This window comes from Mesorhizobium sp. 10J20-29 (assembly GCF_054130485.1).
In genome coordinates this window covers 3,981,987-3,999,716 of sequence record NZ_CP199156.1, presented here as the reverse complement: position 1 = coordinate 3,999,716, position 17,730 = coordinate 3,981,987, and the positions used below count along the sequence as shown (strand labels likewise).

Annotated in this window: 15 protein-coding genes; 3 read left to right on the top strand and 12 right to left on the bottom strand. The window is 64.7% G+C overall.

The window, feature by feature from the left end; genetic code table 11:
- Positions 1-2: 2 nt before the first annotated feature.
- From urtC to ACT2BZ_RS19140, 4 genes are all read right to left on the bottom strand, one after another.
- Positions 3-1,217 carry an urea ABC transporter permease subunit UrtC gene (urtC, locus tag ACT2BZ_RS19155; protein WP_457936890.1) on the bottom strand — a complete coding sequence of 405 codons (1,215 nt, stop codon included), beginning with the start codon at positions 1,215-1,217 and terminating at the stop codon, positions 3-5.
- Positions 1,214-2,830 carry an urea ABC transporter permease subunit UrtB gene (urtB, locus tag ACT2BZ_RS19150; RefSeq protein ID WP_457936889.1) on the bottom strand — a complete coding sequence of 539 codons (1,617 nt, stop codon included), beginning with the start codon at positions 2,828-2,830 and terminating at the stop codon, positions 1,214-1,216. The genes urtC and urtB overlap by 4 nt, the downstream gene beginning before the upstream one ends.
- 87 nt (positions 2,831-2,917) lie before the next feature.
- Complete coding sequence (gene urtA, locus ACT2BZ_RS19145) at positions 2,918-4,210, bottom strand: urea ABC transporter substrate-binding protein (protein WP_457936887.1); 1,293 nt, start codon at positions 4,208-4,210, stop codon at positions 2,918-2,920.
- Positions 4,211-4,484: 274 nt separating this feature from the next.
- A complete protein-coding gene (locus ACT2BZ_RS19140; RefSeq protein WP_457936885.1) occupies positions 4,485-4,811 on the bottom strand; it encodes a hypothetical protein in 327 nt (108 codons plus the stop codon).
- Between the two features lie 135 nt (positions 4,812-4,946).
- Here ACT2BZ_RS19140 and mazG point away from each other — a divergent pair, with 135 nt between their 5' ends.
- Positions 4,947-5,771, top strand: coding sequence for a nucleoside triphosphate pyrophosphohydrolase (gene mazG / locus ACT2BZ_RS19135; protein ID WP_457936883.1), 825 nt, complete (start codon positions 4,947-4,949; stop codon positions 5,769-5,771).
- A gap of 6 nt (positions 5,772-5,777) precedes the next feature.
- Here the strand turns inward: mazG and hflX are convergent, their stop codons facing one another.
- The 8 genes from hflX to dusB form a co-directional block, all read right to left on the bottom strand.
- Complete coding sequence (gene hflX, locus ACT2BZ_RS19130; protein ID WP_457941384.1) at positions 5,778-7,082, bottom strand: GTPase HflX; 1,305 nt, start codon at positions 7,080-7,082, stop codon at positions 5,778-5,780.
- Positions 7,083-7,175: 93 nt separating this feature from the next.
- A complete protein-coding gene (gene hfq, locus ACT2BZ_RS19125) occupies positions 7,176-7,424 on the bottom strand; it encodes an RNA chaperone Hfq (RefSeq protein WP_457936881.1) in 249 nt (82 codons plus the stop codon).
- A 138-nt stretch (positions 7,425-7,562) separates the two neighbouring features.
- Positions 7,563-8,423, bottom strand: coding sequence for a D-amino-acid transaminase (locus ACT2BZ_RS19120; RefSeq protein WP_457936880.1), 861 nt, complete (start codon positions 8,421-8,423; stop codon positions 7,563-7,565).
- A gap of 58 nt (positions 8,424-8,481) precedes the next feature.
- The gene (gene ntrX, locus ACT2BZ_RS19115; RefSeq protein ID WP_457936879.1) at positions 8,482-9,843 is read right to left on the bottom strand and encodes a nitrogen assimilation response regulator NtrX; all 1,362 of its coding nucleotides are present in this window, start codon (positions 9,841-9,843) and stop codon (positions 8,482-8,484) included.
- Complete coding sequence (locus ACT2BZ_RS19110) at positions 9,833-12,115, bottom strand: ATP-binding protein (protein ID WP_457936878.1); 2,283 nt, start codon at positions 12,113-12,115, stop codon at positions 9,833-9,835. The genes ntrX and ACT2BZ_RS19110 overlap by 11 nt, the downstream gene beginning before the upstream one ends.
- 152 nt (positions 12,116-12,267) lie before the next feature.
- Positions 12,268-13,725 carry a nitrogen regulation protein NR(I) gene (gene ntrC, locus ACT2BZ_RS19105; RefSeq protein ID WP_457936877.1) on the bottom strand — a complete coding sequence of 486 codons (1,458 nt, stop codon included), beginning with the start codon at positions 13,723-13,725 and terminating at the stop codon, positions 12,268-12,270.
- Positions 13,722-14,864, bottom strand: a complete 1,143-nt coding sequence (locus ACT2BZ_RS19100; protein WP_457936876.1) for a two-component system sensor histidine kinase NtrB — start codon at positions 14,862-14,864, stop codon at positions 13,722-13,724. Before ACT2BZ_RS19100 ends, ntrC begins: the two co-directional genes overlap by 4 nt.
- The gene (gene dusB / locus ACT2BZ_RS19095) at positions 14,861-15,889 is read right to left on the bottom strand and encodes a tRNA dihydrouridine synthase DusB (protein WP_457936874.1); all 1,029 of its coding nucleotides are present in this window, start codon (positions 15,887-15,889) and stop codon (positions 14,861-14,863) included. Before dusB ends, ACT2BZ_RS19100 begins: the two co-directional genes overlap by 4 nt.
- Positions 15,890-16,029: 140 nt before the next feature.
- Between dusB and ACT2BZ_RS19090 the strand changes: the two genes are divergently transcribed.
- Complete coding sequence (locus ACT2BZ_RS19090) at positions 16,030-17,244, top strand: bifunctional 2-C-methyl-D-erythritol 4-phosphate cytidylyltransferase/2-C-methyl-D-erythritol 2,4-cyclodiphosphate synthase (protein ID WP_457936872.1); 1,215 nt, start codon at positions 16,030-16,032, stop codon at positions 17,242-17,244.
- The gene (locus tag ACT2BZ_RS19085; RefSeq protein ID WP_457936870.1) at positions 17,241-17,726 is read left to right on the top strand and encodes a CinA family protein; all 486 of its coding nucleotides are present in this window, start codon (positions 17,241-17,243) and stop codon (positions 17,724-17,726) included. Before ACT2BZ_RS19090 ends, ACT2BZ_RS19085 begins: the two co-directional genes overlap by 4 nt.
- Positions 17,727-17,730 lie beyond the last annotated feature (4 nt).

Below are 17,730 nucleotides of genomic sequence, written 5' to 3'. Positions count from 1 at the left end.
GCTTACTCGGCCGGTTGCGGTTCGGCGCCGGAATCCGGCTCGGACCATTTGCCGGCAGCCGCCGGTTCGGGGCGGACGACGACATCCTGGGGTGCGACGATCTCGCCCGCCGCAAGCCGTTCGCGGCGGCGTGTCCGCCAGGCGTCCCACATGCCGACAATGCCCTGTGGCAGGAACAGCGTGACGGCGATGAACAACCCGCCCAGCGCAAACAGCCAGTAATCGGGCAGCGCACCGGTGAAGTAGGATTTTCCGGTGTTGACGAGGATCGCGCCGATGATCGGGCCGACGATCGTGGCTCGACCCCCGACCGCCGCCCAGACGACGACCTCGATGGAATTGGCGGGCTCGAACTCGCCCGGGTTGATGATGCCGACCTGCGGCACGTAGAGCGCGCCGGCAATGCCCGCCATCACCGCCGAGACGGTGAAGGCGAACAGTTTTACGTTCTCGGCACGCCAGCCGAGGAACCGCGTGCGGCTCTCGGCGTCGCGCACCGCCATCAGCAGCTTGCCGTATTTCGAGCCGATGATTCGCCAGGTCACGTAGACCGCGAGCGCCAGCGCGATTGCGGACGCGGAGAACAGCGCCGAGCGCGTGGCGTCTGCCTGCACGTTGAAGCCCAGGATGTCCTTGAAGTCGGTCAGGCCGTTATTGCCGCCAAACCCCATGTCGTTGCGAAAGAAGGCGAGCAGCAGCGCATAGGTCAGCGCCTGGGTGATGATCGAGAGATAGACCCCGGTGACGCGCGAGCGGAAGGCCAGCCAGCCGAAGCCGAAGGCCAGCAGGCCGGGCACCACCATCACCATCAGCGCGGCAAACCAGAACTGGTCGAAGCCGTACCAGAACCAGGGCAACTCCTTCCAGTTCAGGAAGACCATGAAGTCCGGCAGGACCGGATTGGCATAGACGCCGCGGTCGCCGATCTGGCGCATCAGATACATGCCCATGGCGTAGCCGCCGAGCGCAAAGAAGGCGGCGTGGCCGAGCGATAGGATGCCGCAATAGCCCCAGACCAGATCGAGCGCGAGCGCCAGCATGGCGTAGCAGAGGTACTTGCCGAACAGGGCGACCGCATAGGGCGGAATATGCAGGGCGCTGTCCTGCGGCACCGCCAGGTTGAGCACCGGCACGATGATGGCCATGGCCAGGAGGATTGTGATCGTGATGGCGATGCGGCGGTCGGCGCCGGCGGCGAAGAGTTTCCCTGTGATCATGCTTCCACCGCCCTGCCCTTGAGCGCGAACAGGCCGCGCGGGCGCTTCTGGATGAACAGGATGATCACCACCAGCACGATGATCTTGCCGAGCACGGCGCCGGCATAGGGCTCGAGGAACTTGTTGAGGATGCCGAGAGAGAAGGCGCCGACCAGCGTGCCCCAGAGATTGCCGACGCCGCCGAACACCACAACCATGAAGCTGTCGATGATGTAGCCCTGGCCGAGGTTGGGCGAGACATTGTCGATCTGGCTGAGCGCCACGCCGGCGATGCCGGCAATGCCGGAGCCGAGCGCGAAGGTGAGCGCGTCGACCCAGGGCGTCTTGATGCCCATTGAGGAGGCCATGCGGCGGTTGGCGGTGACGGCGCGCATCTGCAGGCCCCACGGCGTCCTCTTCATGACGTAAAGCAGGACGGCGAAGACACCGAGGGCGAAGACGAGAATCCAGAGCCGGTTGAAGGTGACCGACATCTGGCCGATGTCGACGGCGCCCGACATCCAGGCCGGGTTGCCGACCTCGCGGTTGGTCGGGCCGAAGATGGTGCGCACCGCCTGCTGCAGGATGAGCGAGACGCCCCACGTCGCAAGCAGGGTTTCAAGCGGCCGGCCATAGAGGAAGCGGATGATGCCGCGCTCGATGGCAAGGCCGACGGCGCCGGAGACGAGGAAGGCGAGCGGCAGGGCAATGGCCAGGGACCAGTCGAAGAGACCGGGCGCGGTCGAACGGATCAGTTCCTGAACGACGAAGGTCGTGTAGGCGCCAAGCATCACCATCTCGCCATGCGCCATGTTGATGACGCCCATGACGCCGAAGGTGATGGCGAGCCCGATCGCCGCGAGCAGCAGGACCGAACCGAGCGACATGCCGTACCAGACGTTCTGGGCGACAGCCCAGAAAGCCAGCGTCTCGTTGATCTTGGCGATCGCGGCGGTGGCCGCAACCTTGAGCGCCCCATCGGACTGCGCCTCGTAGGCGATCAGCAGGGATGCCGCGTCACGGCTGCCCATCTCCGCGATCATCTCGATGGCAGCGAGCTTGTCGGCCTCGGGCAGGTCCGAAACCAGCACCGAGGAGGCGCGCGCCTGTTCGAGTTTCCTTCTGACGCTCGACACGGTTTCCCTGGCGATTGCCGCATCGAGAGCATCGATGGCGTCGGCGCTCGGCGTCTTGAACATCGTGTCGGCCGCCGCGATCCGCACGACGGGATCGGGGGAACTCAGCGTCAGTGCGCCTACGGCGTCGCGGATGACGCGGCGTAGCGTGTTGTTGACCTTGATCTTGCTGACCTCGGACTTCTTGGCTTCCCCCAAAACCTCGCCGGTCAGGGGGTCGAGAAGCCGGACGGTACGCCCGCTCTCCTTGCCGATGAAGACTTCGCGGTCGGACTCGCGGAAGACGAGGTCGCCGTCGGACAAGGCAACGAGCGGCCTTTCCGCGGCCGGATCACCCACCGCCGCAAGTTCCTCCACGATGGACTTCGTTGCCGCAAAACCCTTGGCGGTGGCAAACTTGGCGATGATCTCTCGCAGTTCGGCCTCGTCTGCCGCGGCAGGCACGACGAAGGCCGTCAGCAGCGGGAGCAGAAGGGCGAGTAATCTCAGGATGGTCATTGCGGATAATGCCGATTGTTCATGCCTGGGGGAGCGCCGGGCGGAGGCAATCGTGCCTCCGCCCGGCAGTTCGTCTCGATCGTCGACCTAGTTGGTCGCCTTGCCGCCGCACTTGCCGGTGGCGGTGTTGAAGTTGCCGCAGGACATGGGCTTGCGCCAATCGGCGATCAGGTCCTTGGAATCCGGCAGGTAGTCGGACCATTCGTCACCCACGACGAGGCCAGTGGTCTCCCAGACGGTTTCCATCTGGCCATCGGCCTGGATCTCGCCGATCAGCACCGGCTTGGTGATGTGATGGTTCGGCATCATCGACGAGTAACCGCCGGTGAGGTTGGGCACCGAGACGCCCACGATGGCGTCGATGACGGCATCCGGATCGGTCGTGCCGGCCTTTTCAACCGCCTTGACCCACATGTTGAAGCCGATGACGTGGGCTTCCATCGGGTCGTTGGTCACGCGCTTCGGGTTCTTGGTGTATTCCTTCCACTTGGCGATGAACTCCTCGTTCTCGGGAGTATCGACCGACTGGAAGTAGTTCCAGGCGGTGAGGTGTCCGACGAGCGGGGTTGTATCGAGGCCGGCCAGTTCTTCCTCGCCGACCGAGAAGGCGACGACCGGAATGTCTTCGGCCTTGATGCCCTGGTTGCCGAGCTCCTTGTAGAAGGGAACGTTGGCGTCACCGTTGATGGTCGAGACGACGGCGGTCTTCTTGCCGGCCGAACCGAAGTTCTTGATGTCGGTCACGATCGTCTGCCAGTCGGAATGACCGAACGGCGTGTAGTTGATCATGATGTCTTCGTCCGCCACGCCCTTCGACTTGAGGTAGGCCTGGAGGATCTTGTTGGTGGTCTGCGGATAGACGTAGTCGGTGCCGGCCAGAACCCAGCGCTCGACCGAGCCGCCCTCTTCGCTCATTAGGTAGTCGACGGCCGGAATGGCCTGCTGGTTGGGCGCTGCGCCCGTGTAGAACACGTTGCGCTGGCTTTCCTCGCCCTCGTACTGGACGGGGTAGAAGAGTAGCGAGTTCAGTTCCTCGAACACCGGCAGAACCGACTTGCGCGACACGGAGGTCCAGCAGCCGAACACGGCCGAGACCTTGTCGACCGCGATCAGTTCGCGCGCCTTTTCGGCGAAGAGCGGCCAGTCAGACGCCGGGTCCACGACGACTGCCTCAAGCTGCTTGCCGAGAAGGCCGCCCTTCTTGTTCTGCTCGTCGATCAGGAACAGCATCGTGTCCTTCAGCGTGGTCTCCGAGATTGCCATCGTTCCCGACAGCGAGTGGAGAATACCGACCTTGATCGTGTCGTCCTGCGCCTGTGCGGGCGCGGAAAACAACAGGCCGGCGGCTATTGCCGACGCTGACAGTGTTTTGCTTATCATTGAGAAACTTCCCCTCATGTGGACACCTCCGAATTGGTTGTTGCACCGCAATAATCGATGCAACAGCCATGCCAGTTTCGAAGGAGCCCGATACGACGGGGATTTTACTGTTCATTCTCAATGGCTTGACGCCTCCGGATTGGACTCCTCCCAAGACGCCGTTGCGGAAGGTCCTCCGGCCATTGTGACAATTTTGCGCAATGCAGCATCTGTTGCCTGATTTTTAACCAGTTGGCGAGATTGCCTATTCTCTGTGCGAATTGCGCGCGCAAGATCAGATGATCGTCGCAGCCAGGAACCATAGCGTCGCGCCCAGGCGGTAGACATCGGCAATCGCGGGGCGGGCAAGGTCGGCAGTCCGCCAGACCGAGGCCAGAAGAAAGGCGTTGTAGGGAAGCGGCGCAAAGAGAACTGCAAGGGATGGCACGGTGCCGACCTTGAGTCCCAGAAGCATGAGGCCCAGGGCGCCCGCCACGACGTTGACGATCGACGCGACGACGATCATGTCGCGCCAGAAAATCGTCGCCAGCGGCACGCGCCGGTTCCAGCGCCTGGACAGGAAGGCCCGGGGACCACGACCCGTGACACTCTCAGTCTGCATGGAACGGTTTCCGGATGGCGGTCTGGTTCAGACAGCCGGGCGGGCAACGCGTCCCCCGGCTGCATCTGTGGACAAGCAATGCTCGACCTGTCTCAAGTCATATCGCAGCCGCACAAGCAGGGCTAGCATCCCGCGATGCAATCATCCCGCGACATTTCCCGCCTGATCGAGATCATGGCGGCACTGCGCGATCCCGAGACCGGCTGTCCCTGGGACGTCGAGCAGGATTTCGCCTCCATCGCTCCCTATACGGTCGAAGAGGCCTACGAGGTGGCCGACGCAATTGCGCGAGGCGATCTCGACGATCTGCGCGACGAGCTCGGCGACCTGCTGCTTCAGGTCGTCTACCACGCCAGGATGGCAGAGGAGCAGGGCGACTTTGCTTTTGGCGACGTGGTGCGGGCGATTACTGAAAAGATGATCCGCCGCCACCCGCATGTCTTCGGCGACGAGGAGGCGCGCGGCGCCGGCATGGCCAAGGGCATGTGGGAGAGGATCAAGGGCGAGGAGAAGGCCGCCAAGCGCGCCGCCCGGGTGGCGCGCGGCCTCGACCCGGAAGACAATGGTCACGGCTTCCTCGACGGGGTGCCCGTCGCCCTGCCCGCGCTGACGCGCGCGCTGAAGCTGCAGCAGAAGGCGGCGCAGGTCGGGTTCGACTGGAGCGAGGCCGAGCCGATCCTCGCCAAGATCGAGGAAGAGATCGGCGAGTTGCGGAGCGCCATGGCCGACAAGGATGCGGCTGCCATGAAGGACGAATTTGGCGACGTGCTGTTTGCGCTGGTCAATTTCGGCCGCCATCTCGGCATCGAGGCCGAAGCAGCGCTCGGCGGCACCAACGAGAAGTTCCGCAACCGCTTCCACGAGGTCGAGCGCGCGCTGACGGCGCGCAACGAGACGCTGCAAGCGGCAACGCTGGAGGAAATGGAAGTGCTGTGGCAGCAGGCAAAGCGCAAGGAATAGGGATGGCTAGCTGCCGCTCTTGCGGCGCAGCCGACTGAGGATTTCCTCGCGCGCGCTCGCCGTCGCCTGGATCTCGATCGACACGCTGCCGTCTTCATTGTCGGTGCGCGAAAGCACGTCTCCATTGCGATAGAGCCAGTCCATCAGCCCCATCTGGTCGGGCGCCAGCACGACGTCCACCTTGTCCAGCGAGCCCGACAGGCGCGCCTCAATCACCGAGGCGAGCGCTTCGATGCCCTCGCCCGTTACCGCGGAGATGGCAATCGGGTGTTCGCCCTTGCGGGCTGTTCCCTCCTCCAGCAGGCGTTCGCGATTGCCTGCATCCAGCAGGTCGATCTTGTTCCAGACCTCGATGACGTGGCTGGTGTCGGCGGCGTCGACGCCGAGATCGTGCAGGATGCGTTCGACATCCTCGGCCTGCGCTGTCGTGTCCGGATCCGAAATGTCACGCAGATGGATGACGAGGTCGGCCTCGACAACCTCCTCAAGCGTCGCCCGGAAGGCAGCGACAAGGTGGGTCGGGAGGTCGGAGATGAAACCGACCGTGTCGGACAGGATGATCGGCGTGCCGTGTGGAAGACGCACCCGCCTTAGGGTCGGGTCGAGGGTCGCAAACAGCATGTCCTCGGCCAGCACGCCGGCACCGGTCAGGTGGTTGAAAAGCGTGGACTTGCCGGCATTGGTGTATCCGACGATGGCAACGACCGGAAACGGCACCTTCTTGCGCTTGGCGCGGTGCAGGTCACGGGTGCGTCGCACCGTCTCCAGCTCACGCTTGAGCTTGGTGATCTTGTCCTGAAGCGCGCGCCGGTCGGCCTCGATCTGGGTTTCGCCGGGGCCACCGAGGAAGCCGGCGCCGCCACGCTGCCGCTCAAGGTGGGTCCAGCTGCGCACAAGGCGCCCTTTCTGGTAGTTGAGATGCGCAAGGTCGACCTGCAGCGTGCCTTCCTTGGTGCGTGCGCGGCGGCCGAATATCTCCAGGATCAGCGCGGTGCGGTCGAGCACCTTGGCCTCGAGCGCCTTTTCGAGATTTCGCTGCTGCACGGGCGTCAGTGGATGATCGACGATGACGACCTCCGCATGGCCTTCCTTGACGATCTCCGCAATCTCTTCGACCTTGCCCGCGCCGAGCAGGGTCGACGGGCGAGGCTCGCTGACGTTGACGATAGCCGTGTGCACCAGATCGAGATCGATGGCACGCGCCAGGCCGACGGCCTCATCACGCCGTGCATCGGCCGACCGGGTCAGCCTCGGGCGGTTCTGACCGGAATCCTCGTCAGTGCGATAGGAACGCGGCAGCACCGGCACGATGACGACCGCCCGAGTGGCGGCCTCGCGCCGGTCTGTTGCCGTTGATTTATCCGACTTGCCGGTCCCCCGACCGGCACCCGATTGACGCGCCAATCAGGAGCCCGCGCCAGCTTCCTCGCCATCAAACATCTGAACCGGCTGGCTCGGCATGATGGTGGAGATGGCATGCTTGTAAACAAGCTGGGAGTGTCCGTCCCGCCGCAGCAAGACGCAGAAATTGTCGAAGGATGTCACCACCCCAGTCAGTTTCACGCCATTGATCAGGAAGATCGTCAGCGGATTCTTGGTCTTGCGGACTGAATTGAGAAACAGGTCTTGCAGATTTTGCGAACGTTCCGCCATTGTTTTTATCTTTCGTCCGGCCCCGTTGGCCTACGTGTAGTGCGCCAAATTTGTACGCATATGTCAAGCACATCGACATTTTTCAGCCGAGCCAAACCCCAGGCCCGGCGGAAAGCGCGTTATTGATAACCTGCGGTATCAGGCAGGGCTTTTTTCCGCAATGTCAAAAAACGCCTGCCGAAGGGATAAGGTGACAGATCCAGGGTGACCATTGGCGATCGGCGTGCCATCGATGGCGACCACCGGCATGGCGATGGTGGTTGCCGAGCTGATGAAAGCTTCGCGGGCTTCCCTGGCCTCCGACACCGAGAAGTAGCGCTCCTCTATTTTCAGCCCGAGCTTGGCCGCGACATCGAACAGCGTGGTGCGCGTGATGCCACGCAGGATGCCGTGCTCCGCAGGACGCGTGACCAGCGCGCCGTCCTTGGTGACGATCCAGGCATTCGACGATCCGCCTTCCTTGACGTTGCCGTCGGTGTCCACGAACCAGGCTTCCTGGGCCCCGGCGGCCTTGGCCTTCTCCTTGGCGAGCACGTTCGGCAGCAGGCCGACCGACTTGATGTCCACGCGATCCCAGCGGTTTTCCGGCACGGTGACGACCCGGATGCCCTCCTCGGCGCGCTTTAAGCCCTGCGTCGGATCGACCTTCTTGGCCGTCACGACCACTGCCGGCCTGGTGTTTGCCGGAAACAGGAAGTCGCGGCCCGCAACGCCGCGCGTGACCTGCATGTAGACCAGGCCGTTGACGACACGGTTGCGCCGGACGACCTCGCGAATGACGATCTGGAATGCCGCGCGCGCCATCGGCCAGGCGATCTGCAGTTCCCCGAGCGAACGGTCGAGCCGGTCGAGGTGGCGCTTCATGTCGACGATGTAGCCCCTGGCTACCTCGCAGACCTCGTAGACGCCGTCAGCGAACTGGTAACCCCTGTCCTCGATGTGGACGCAGGCATCGGCGTGGGCGACATAACGTCCGTTGACATAGGCAATGCGCGGCATGGCGTTCTCGACTGTTCGGAGCTCGTGCGTTCTTAGGCGATTCCGCCCACGCCCGCCATCACACGCCGAGCGATTTGAGCTTGCGGTGCAAGGCGGACCGCTCCATGCCGATGAACTCGGCGGTGCGAGAGATGTTGCCGCCGAACCGGTTGATCTGGGCGATCAGATACTCCTTCTCGAACATCTCGCGTGCCTCGCGCAGCGGCAGCGCCATGATGTGCTGGTCGGACTGGCTGGGCGCGCGCGGCATCATGTCGCCGATCTCGGCCGGCAGCAGGTCGGCGGTGATCGGCGCCTCGACGTCGTCTCCGCGCACCAGGATCATCAGCCGCTCGATGTTGTTGCGCAGCTGGCGCACATTGCCCGGCCAGTTGTGCGCCTGCAGGACGGCAAGCGCGTCGTCGCCAATGCGGCGCGGCTTGATGCCGGCCTGGCGGGCCACCTGCTTCATGAAGTGATCGACGAGATAGGGGATGTCCTCGCGGCGTTCGGCGAGCCCCGGGACCACGACCGGCACGACCGCCAGACGGTGATAGAGGTCCTCGCGGAAGCGTCCGTCGGCGATCATCGCCTCGAGATTGTGCGCCGTCGAGGCGATGATGCGCACGTCGACCTTGACGCGCTTGGTGCCACCGACGCGCTCGAACTGCTGGTCGACGAGAACGCGCAGGATCTTGGCCTGCGTCTCGCGCGGCATGTCGGCCACCTCGTCGAGGTAGAGAATGCCACGATGCGCCTCCTCGAGCGCTCCGACCTTGCGTTCGCCGCCATTCGATTCGGTGCCGAACAGCTCGATCTCCATGCGCTCTGGCGTGATCGTCGCCGAATTGACGGTGATGAAGGGACTGCTCTTGCGTGACGACAGGGCATGGATGGCGCGTGCGGCCAGTTCCTTGCCGGAACCGGACGGTCCCAGGATCATGATGCGGCTGTTGGTCGGCGCAACGCGCTCGATGGTCTGGCGCAGCTGGCTCATGGCCGACGACATGCCGATCAGGTCGAATGTCTCGCCGCTGCGCAGCTTGAGGTCCGAAACCTCCTTCTTCAGCTTCGACGTCTCGAGTGCCCGTTCCGCGATCAGAATCAGGCGGTCGGCCTTGAATGGCTTTTCGATGAAGTCGTAGGCGCCGCGGCGGATCGCCGAGACAGCTGTCTCGATGTTGCCATGACCGGAAATCATCACCACCGGCAGGCCCGGGTGCAGCGTCTTGATCTGGTCAAGGAGTGCCAGGCCGTCGAGCCGCGAACCCTGAAGCCAGATGTCGAGAAACACCAGGCGGGGCACCCGGTCGGCGATCGCCGCCAGTGCGCTGTCGCTGTCATGGGCAGTGCGGGTTTCGTGCCCCTCGTCGCTCAGGAGCCCTGCCACCAGTTCACGGATATCTTCCTCGTCGTCGACGATCAGAATGTCAGACGCCATCGGTTACCTTCTCGCTTTCAACTGATTCCGCCTTCCCGCCGTCGGCCGTGCCGCTGCCGTCGGATGCTGGAAGGAATATGCTGATCATGGCGCCCCGACCGCCATGGAAATCCTCGGGGGCGTCGTGAAGTTCCAAACGACCGCCATGGTCCTCGGCGATCTTCTTGACGATTGCGAGGCCGAGGCCGGTGCCCTTCTCGCGGGTCGTCATATAGGGCTCGAGCAGCCGCTGCCTGTTCTCGCGCGGCAGGCCCTTGCCATTGTCGATCACGTCGACGCGGATCATGCCGTCTTCCTGCGTCGCGCGGATGCGGATCACGCCCGCGTCGCCGACATCCTTGCCGACGGTCTCGATCGCCTCGGCCGCGTTCTTGATGATGTTGCCGAAGGCCTGGGACATCAGCCGGCTGTCGAACGTGCCCGTCAACGGCTTGTCGGCAAAGTCCCGCTCGAAGGCGATGTCGGAATGTCCGACCTCGACCAGGAATGAGGCCTCGCGCATCGCCTCGCGGATGTCGACCATCTTCATCTCGGGTTTCGGCATGCGCGCGAAGGCGGAAAACTCGTCGACCATGCGACCGATGTCCTCGACCTGCCGGATGATCGTGTCGGTGCACTGGTCGAACACCTCGCGATCCTCGGTGATGACCTTGCCGTAGCGGCGGCGGATGCGTTCTGCCGAAAGCTGGATCGGCGTCAGCGGGTTCTTGATCTCGTGTGCGATGCGCCGCGCGACATCTGCCCAGGCGGTGGAGCGCTGCGCCTGTACCAGGTCGGTAATGTCGTCGATCGTGACGACGTAGGATTTTTCGTCGGTCTGGCTGTCGCCGCCCTCGACGGTCACCTGCACGTTGAATGTGCGCTCGGCGCCTGCCCGGTAGAAGGTGACCTGTTCTCGATAGACTGCCCTGCCCGACTGTCGACCGATCTCGAAGACACGCCCGACATGCGGCAGGATGGCGGAGATGTTCTCGCCCAGCGAGGCTTGCGCCGAAATCGCAAGCATGGTCTCGGCGGAGCGGTTGACGATCGAGATGATGCCGTAGGAATCGACGCCGATGACGCCGGCCGTGACGCCGGCAAGCACGGCCTCGGAGAAGCGGCGCCGTTCGTCCACGAGGTCCTTGGCGTGCAGGATTTCGTTGCGCTGCGCCTTCAGCTCCAGCAGCATCTTGTTGAAGGTGTCGCCAAGCGAAGCGACGTCGCCGTCGGTGGCGCGGACGGGAACCGAGACGTCGAGATTGCCGGTCGCCACCTCGTCGGCCGCGCCGATGAGCTGGCGGATCGGCCGGACCAGGCGATCGGCCACCGTGATGCCCGTCCAGATGGCGGCGAGCACGATGATCAGGGTCAATCCGAGATAGAGCAGGCCGAAGGCGATCTGCGTGGTGCGCCGGTTCGCCTCCAGGCCGCGGTACTCGGCGGTATTGAGGGTGACGATCTGGCGGGCCCGGATGACCTCGGGATCGACCAGGCGGATGGTGTAGAGATAGGTGTCGTCGTACTGGCGCAGCTTGATGATCGCACCGACGACGTTGCTGGTGCGCGGTTCGATCAGCACGGGCTGGCCGGTCGTCGCCTGCTTGACCGATTCGGGCGGCGGCGGCGGCATCTCGAAATCGGAGCGCGTGTGCGCGGCCATGACGAAGGAGCCGTCATTGCGGATCAGTGCGGCATGCGCCAGCGCACGGCCGACGGCCTGCTTGCTCATGAACTCGCGAAAGCCGGTCCTGTCGAGGCCGTAGAGGGTGCGGGCGTTGTCGAGGTCGTTGGCCATCGAGAGGGTCGTGCCCTGCAGGTTGCGGGCGTTCTCGCGCACATAGGCCTCGGCGATCGACAGCGAGGAATTGATGATCGTCTTGGTGCGGATCTCGAACCAGCGGTCGAGGCCGATGTCGAGCGTGATCGAGGCGATCACGGCGACTAGGATGGCCGGCAGCACGGCAACCAGCGAGAACATGGCGACGATGCGCACATGCAGTCGCGACGCGGCCTTGCCGCGACGCCGCGCCTTGGCGATGCGGTAGACTTCCCTGCCGATCAGCCAGGACAGGAACAGCACGAAGGCGGCGTTGATGGCGATGAGCGACAGGGTCGTCGCCTCGTCCGGCGTGATCGGCGTGACGCCGACGAGGATGGCGAAGGAAACAGCGGCGGTTAGCAGAGCTCCGACCACGGCGACGACGCCCGGCATGGCCAGCAACCGGCGGCCGTCGGCGGCGGCCGCACTTTCGAAATGCGGGTCTGATGCTACGGGTGACTGAACTGCCATGGTGTGCTGGTGTGCCTGTCCTTTGCACTCAACCTATGCAACGCATTGTGGCGATTATGCAACAAGGCTGGTCCTACCAGTGCGATTTGCTGGAGGATTTTCGGCACACGAAAGCGTGAAGCAACACCGGCCCGGAGCCGCCGGACCAGCGGTCAGACGGGCTTCGAGGCTCGGTAGACGTTGACACCGAGGTCGCGGATTTTCTTGCGCAGCGTGTTGCGGTTCAGGCCGAGAAGTTCCGCCGCCTTGATCTGGTTGCCGCGCGTGGCCGTCATGGAGGCGAGAACCAGCGGGTATTCCACCTCGGCGATGATTCGCTGGTAGAGGCCGGGCGGCGGCATCTCGCCGCCAAAGCTCGAAAAGTAGCGCTGCAGGAAGTGTTCCGTAGCCTGACCGATGGTCAGGTTGTCCGGGACCATGGCGCCGCCGGGCGCCTCTTCCTGTTCTCCGGTCTTCAGCTCGGCCTCGATGATCTCGGCCGAGATCTCGTCCTGCGGGTAGAGCGCAGCCAGCCGGCGCACCAGGTTTTCCAGTTCGCGGACGTTGCCCGGCCAGGGATAGCGCTTCATCAGCTCGATCCCGCCGCTGGAGATGCGCTTGGTCTGCAGCCCCTCCTCCTCGCCGAGCTTGAAGAAGTGGCGCACCAGATCGGGCACGTCCTCGGCGCGTTCGCGCAGACCCGGCAGCCTGAGCGGCACCACGTTCAGCCGGTAGAAAAGGTCCTCGCGGAACAATCCCTGGTTGATCAGCGTGCGCAGGTCCTTGTTGGTCGCGGCGACGATCCGGACGTCGGTCTTGATCGGCGTGCGGCCGCCGACGGTGGTGTATTCGCCCTGCTGCAGCACGCGCAGCAGGCGCGTCTGCGCCTCCATCGGCATGTCGCCGATCTCGTCGAGGAACAGCGTTCCGCCCTCGGCCTGTTCGAAGCGGCCGGTGGAGCGGTTCTGGGCGCCGGTGAAGGCGCCCTTCTCGTGGCCGAAAAGTTCGGATTCGATCAGGTCGCGCGGGATGGCGGCCATGTTGATGGCCACGAAGGGACCGCTGCGGCGGCGGCCGTATTCGTGCAGGGCCCGGGCGACGAGCTCCTTGCCGGTGCCGGACTCGCCGCTGATCATCACCGTCAGGTCGGTCTGCATCATGCGAGCGAGCATGCGGTAGATGTCCTGCATCGCCGCCGAGCGGCCGACGAGCGGCATTGCCTCGGTCTGGTCCTCGGCTCGCGCTTCCTGCTTGGACCGGCGCGGCTCCGACAGGGCGCGGTTGACGATGGCCAGCAGTTCGTTGAGGTCAAAGGGCTTGGGCAGATACTCGTAGGCGCCGGTTTCGGAGGCGCGGATGGCGGTCATGAAGGTATTCTGGGCGCTCATGACGATAACCGGCAAGTCGGGCCTCGCCTTCTTGATGCGCGGCAGCATGTCGAAGGCGTTCTCGTCGGGCATCACGACGTCGGTGATGACAAGATCGCCCTCGCCGGCGACGACCCAGCGCCACAGCGTCGCGGCATTCGAGGTGACGCGCACCTCGTGGCCGACCCGCGACAGAGCCTGGTTGAGCACGGTCCTGATCGCGGCATCGTCATCGGCTACAAGAATGCTGCCCTGAACCGTCATGCTGGATTTCCTTCAACGTCTTCGGCAGGCGCTGCCGACATTCCCTTCCAGGCCGGCATCAGCACCCGGAAGGTGGTGCCGCGCGGCGTGGAATCGCACTCGATGATGCCGCCATGCTCACCGACGATCTTGGCGACGAGCGCCAGGCCGAGCCCGGAGCCGTTGGGCTTGGTGGTCACGAAGGGATCGAACAGGATCGGCAGGATATCCTCGGACACGCCCGGACCATTGTCGCGAACGCAGAATTCCAGCGGCAGCGAGACGCGATCCTGCGTTCCGGGCACGGACACGCGGATGCCCGGCCGGAAGGCTGTCGACAGGGTGATCTCGGCGCTCGAATTGTTGCCGGTCGACTCGGCGGCGTTCTTGACCAGGTTCAGGAACACCTGGATCAGCTGGTCGCGGTTGGCATAGACCGAAGGCAATGATGGATCATAATCCTCCAAGATCTTGATCCGGCTTGCAAAACCGTTCCTTGCGATGGCCTTCACGTGGTCGAGCACGACATGGATGTTGACCGGGTAGCGGTCGATCGGTCGCTCGTCGGAGAAGATCTCCATGCGATCGACCAGCGAGACGATACGGTCGGTTTCCTCGGTGATCAGCCGGGTCAGCGCGCGGTCCTCGTCGGACACCGCCGTCTCCAGCAACTGCGCCGCGCCGCGGATTCCCGACAGCGGGTTCTTGATCTCGTGCGCCAACATGGCCGCGAGGCCCGTCACCGAACGCGCGGCACTGCGATGCGTCATCTGGCGGTCGATCTTGTCGGCCATCGAGCGTTCCTGGAACATGATGACCACCGAGCCCGGCAGCTCCGGCACCGGCGCGGCGTAGAGGTCTACGACCTTCTCGATGCCGATGCGCGGCGAGGAAATGTCGACGCGGTATTCGTTGACCGGCGACAGGCGCTCGCGAACCTGGTCGACGAGGATCAGGATCGGGCTGCCGAACGGCACGAAATGCGCCAGGGTCTTGCGCGCCAGCACGGAGGCGCTGGAGCGGAAAAAATCCTCGGCGTCAGCATTGGCGAAGGTGATGCGCCCGTCGGGCCCGACCATGATGACCGGCCGGCGGATCGTGTTGAGCACGATCTGGGCGGCGTCGGCATCGTCGATGTCGGCGGAGGCGGTGACACTCATGCTGCTGCCCTCGTCGCAGTATTTGCCGCCGATGCATCGAAACAGTCGCGCAAGGCGCGGATCGTCTGCGCCGGGTCCGTCGCGGTCATGACGCCGGCGCGCATCTGCTGCGTTGCGGACGGCGCATGGCCGTCGATGTACCAGCCAAGGTGCTTGCGCGCCTGGCGCAGCCCGGACTCGACGCCGTAGAGCGACAGCATGTCCTGGTAATGAGCCACGACATAGTCGGCCATCGCTGCGGCATCCGTCGGCGCGCCGGGCGCGGAACCGCCGCTCAGCCCGGCAACGATCGCGCCAGGCGCCCAGGGTGCGCCATAGCTGGCGCGGCCGACCATCACGGCGTCGGCGCCCGACTGGGCGAGGATCTCCGCCGCATCCGCCGCAGTGGCGACGTCGCCATTGGCGACGACGGGAATGGAGACCGCCGCCTTGACCCGGGCGATGGCGCGCCAGTCCGCCCGGCCCTTGTAGAACTGGCAGCGCGTGCGTCCGTGGATCGTCACCATCCTCACGCCGGCCTGCTCGGCACGGCGCGCCAGCGTCGGTGCGTTGAGGGCGCTTTCGTCCCAGCCGAGCCGCATCTTGACCGTTACCGGGACCTCGACGGCGCCGACGACGGCGTCGATCAACGTCAGCGCGTGGTCGAGGTCGCGCATCAGCGCGGAGCCTGAATAGCCGCCCGTCACCTTCTTGGCAGGGCAGCCCATGTTGATGTCGATGATGTCGGCACCTTCGCCCGCCGCCACGCGCGCCGCCTCGGCCATGTGCGCGGCCTCACGACCGGCCAGCTGCACCATGTGGACCGGCAGACCGGAATGGCGTACACGTCTGCTCGAACTCGCACGCCCCTTGGCCAGTTCGCCGCTGGCGACCATTTCGGACACGACGAGGCCGGCACCATGCGCATGGGCGCGCAGGCGAAACGGCTCATCGGTCACACCAGACATGGGCGCGAGAAAGACCCGGTTGCGGATCACGATGCCGCCCAGGTCGAGCGCGTCGGCGAGGTTTACACGATCAATCATGCACAAAAACGATGCACCTTATTTTGGTGCCTATTCCTTAGACAGTTTCGTATGGGCGCGCAACGTCCCTCTGCCGTGAAATTGTGACGCTTTCGGGAATGTGCTGGTTTTCGGACGGCGCCGCGACTATTCGTCAGCACATGACAGACGCGCCTGAAAACACCTCGCCGAAAGCCGTCGTGGTTCTCGTTGCCGCCGGCCGAGGCGAGCGCGCAGGCATCGCCGACGGGCCGAAACAATACCGCCTGCTTGCCGGCAAGCCCGTCATCGCCCACACGATCGAAGCCTTCCTCGCCCATCCTCTCGTCGACCGGATCGCGGTGGCCATTCACCGCGACGACGAGGCGCTTTTCAAGCAGGCAGCCGGCGAGAGCGAGCGGGTCAGTTTCGTGCATGGCGGCGCCACCCGTCAGGAATCGACGCTGCTTGCACTGCGTTCGCTGCGTGAGGCGCCGCCCGAGGTCGTGCTGATCCATGATGCCGTCAGGCCCTTCGTCGACGACGATCTGATCGACCGCACCATCGCGGCGGTCGGCGAGAGGCAGGGTGCGCTGCCGGCAATGCCGCTGGCCGAGACGCTGAAGCGGGAAAGCACGGAAGGCACGGTTGCCGAAACCATCCCGCGCGCCGGCCTGCACGCGGCGCAGACCCCGCAGGGCTTTCCCTACTGGCCGATCCTGGCCGCACACGAAAAGGCCTATACGGCCGGCCGGCTCGATTTCACCGACGATGCCGCGATCGCAGAATGGGCGCGCATCCCGGTGATGCTGGTCACCGGCTCGCCACACAATGTCAAGCTCACCTGGGCACAGGATATCGCCATGGCCAACCAGCGGCTGACAAGCCAGCGCGCGACATTCCCGGACGTGCGGACCGGCAACGGCTACGACGTTCACGCGAGCGGCCCCGGCGACCATGTCACGCTCTGCGGCATCGAGATCGCGCATTCGAGCGGCCTCGACGGCCATTCCGACGCCGACGTCGGCCTGCATGCGCTGACCGATGCGCTGCTTGCCACCTGCGGCGCGGGCGACATCGGCACGCATTTTCCGCCGTCGGACCCGCAATGGAAGGGCGCGGCCTCCCGCATCTTTGTCGAACATGCCGCGGCGATCGTTCGCCGGCATGGCGGCCGCATCGCCAATGCCGACATAACGCTGATCTGCGAGGCGCCGAAAATCGGCCCGCATCGCGAGGCGATGGCCGCGGCCATGGCCGCCATGCTGAAAATTTCGCCCGATCGCATCTCGATCAAGGCAACCACAAACGAGCGTCTGGGTTTCATAGGACGAGAGGAAGGCATCGCGGCGATTGCCACCGCGAGCGTCGTTTTCCCTGGCGAGGTACCCGAATGACCGGCATGGCCGAACTGTCCGACCGCTTCCTGCAGGCCTGCGCGCGGCGCAAGATCCTCGTCGCGACGGCCGAGTCCTGCACCGGCGGCATGATCATCTCATGGCTTACCGACATTCCCGGCTCCTCGTCGATGGTCGACCGCGGCTTCGTCACCTATTCGAACGAGGCCAAGATGGAGATGCTCGGCGTATCGGCCGACACGCTGGAAGCGCATGGCGCGGTCTCGCAGGAAACCGCGGCAGAGATGGCCGACGGCGCGCTCGAGCACTCGCGCGCCGGAATCACGATCGCGGTTACCGGCATTGCCGGTCCGGATGGCGGGTCGGAGGAAAAGCCGGTCGGGCTGGTGTGGTTCGGCCTGGCAATGACAGGCAGGCCCACGGCCACGGAAAAGCGCGTCTTCCAGAATCTCGGCCGCGACCACATCCGCCGCGAGACGGCGAAGCACGCGTTGGAGATGGGGCTGCGGGAGCTCGAATGAGGCC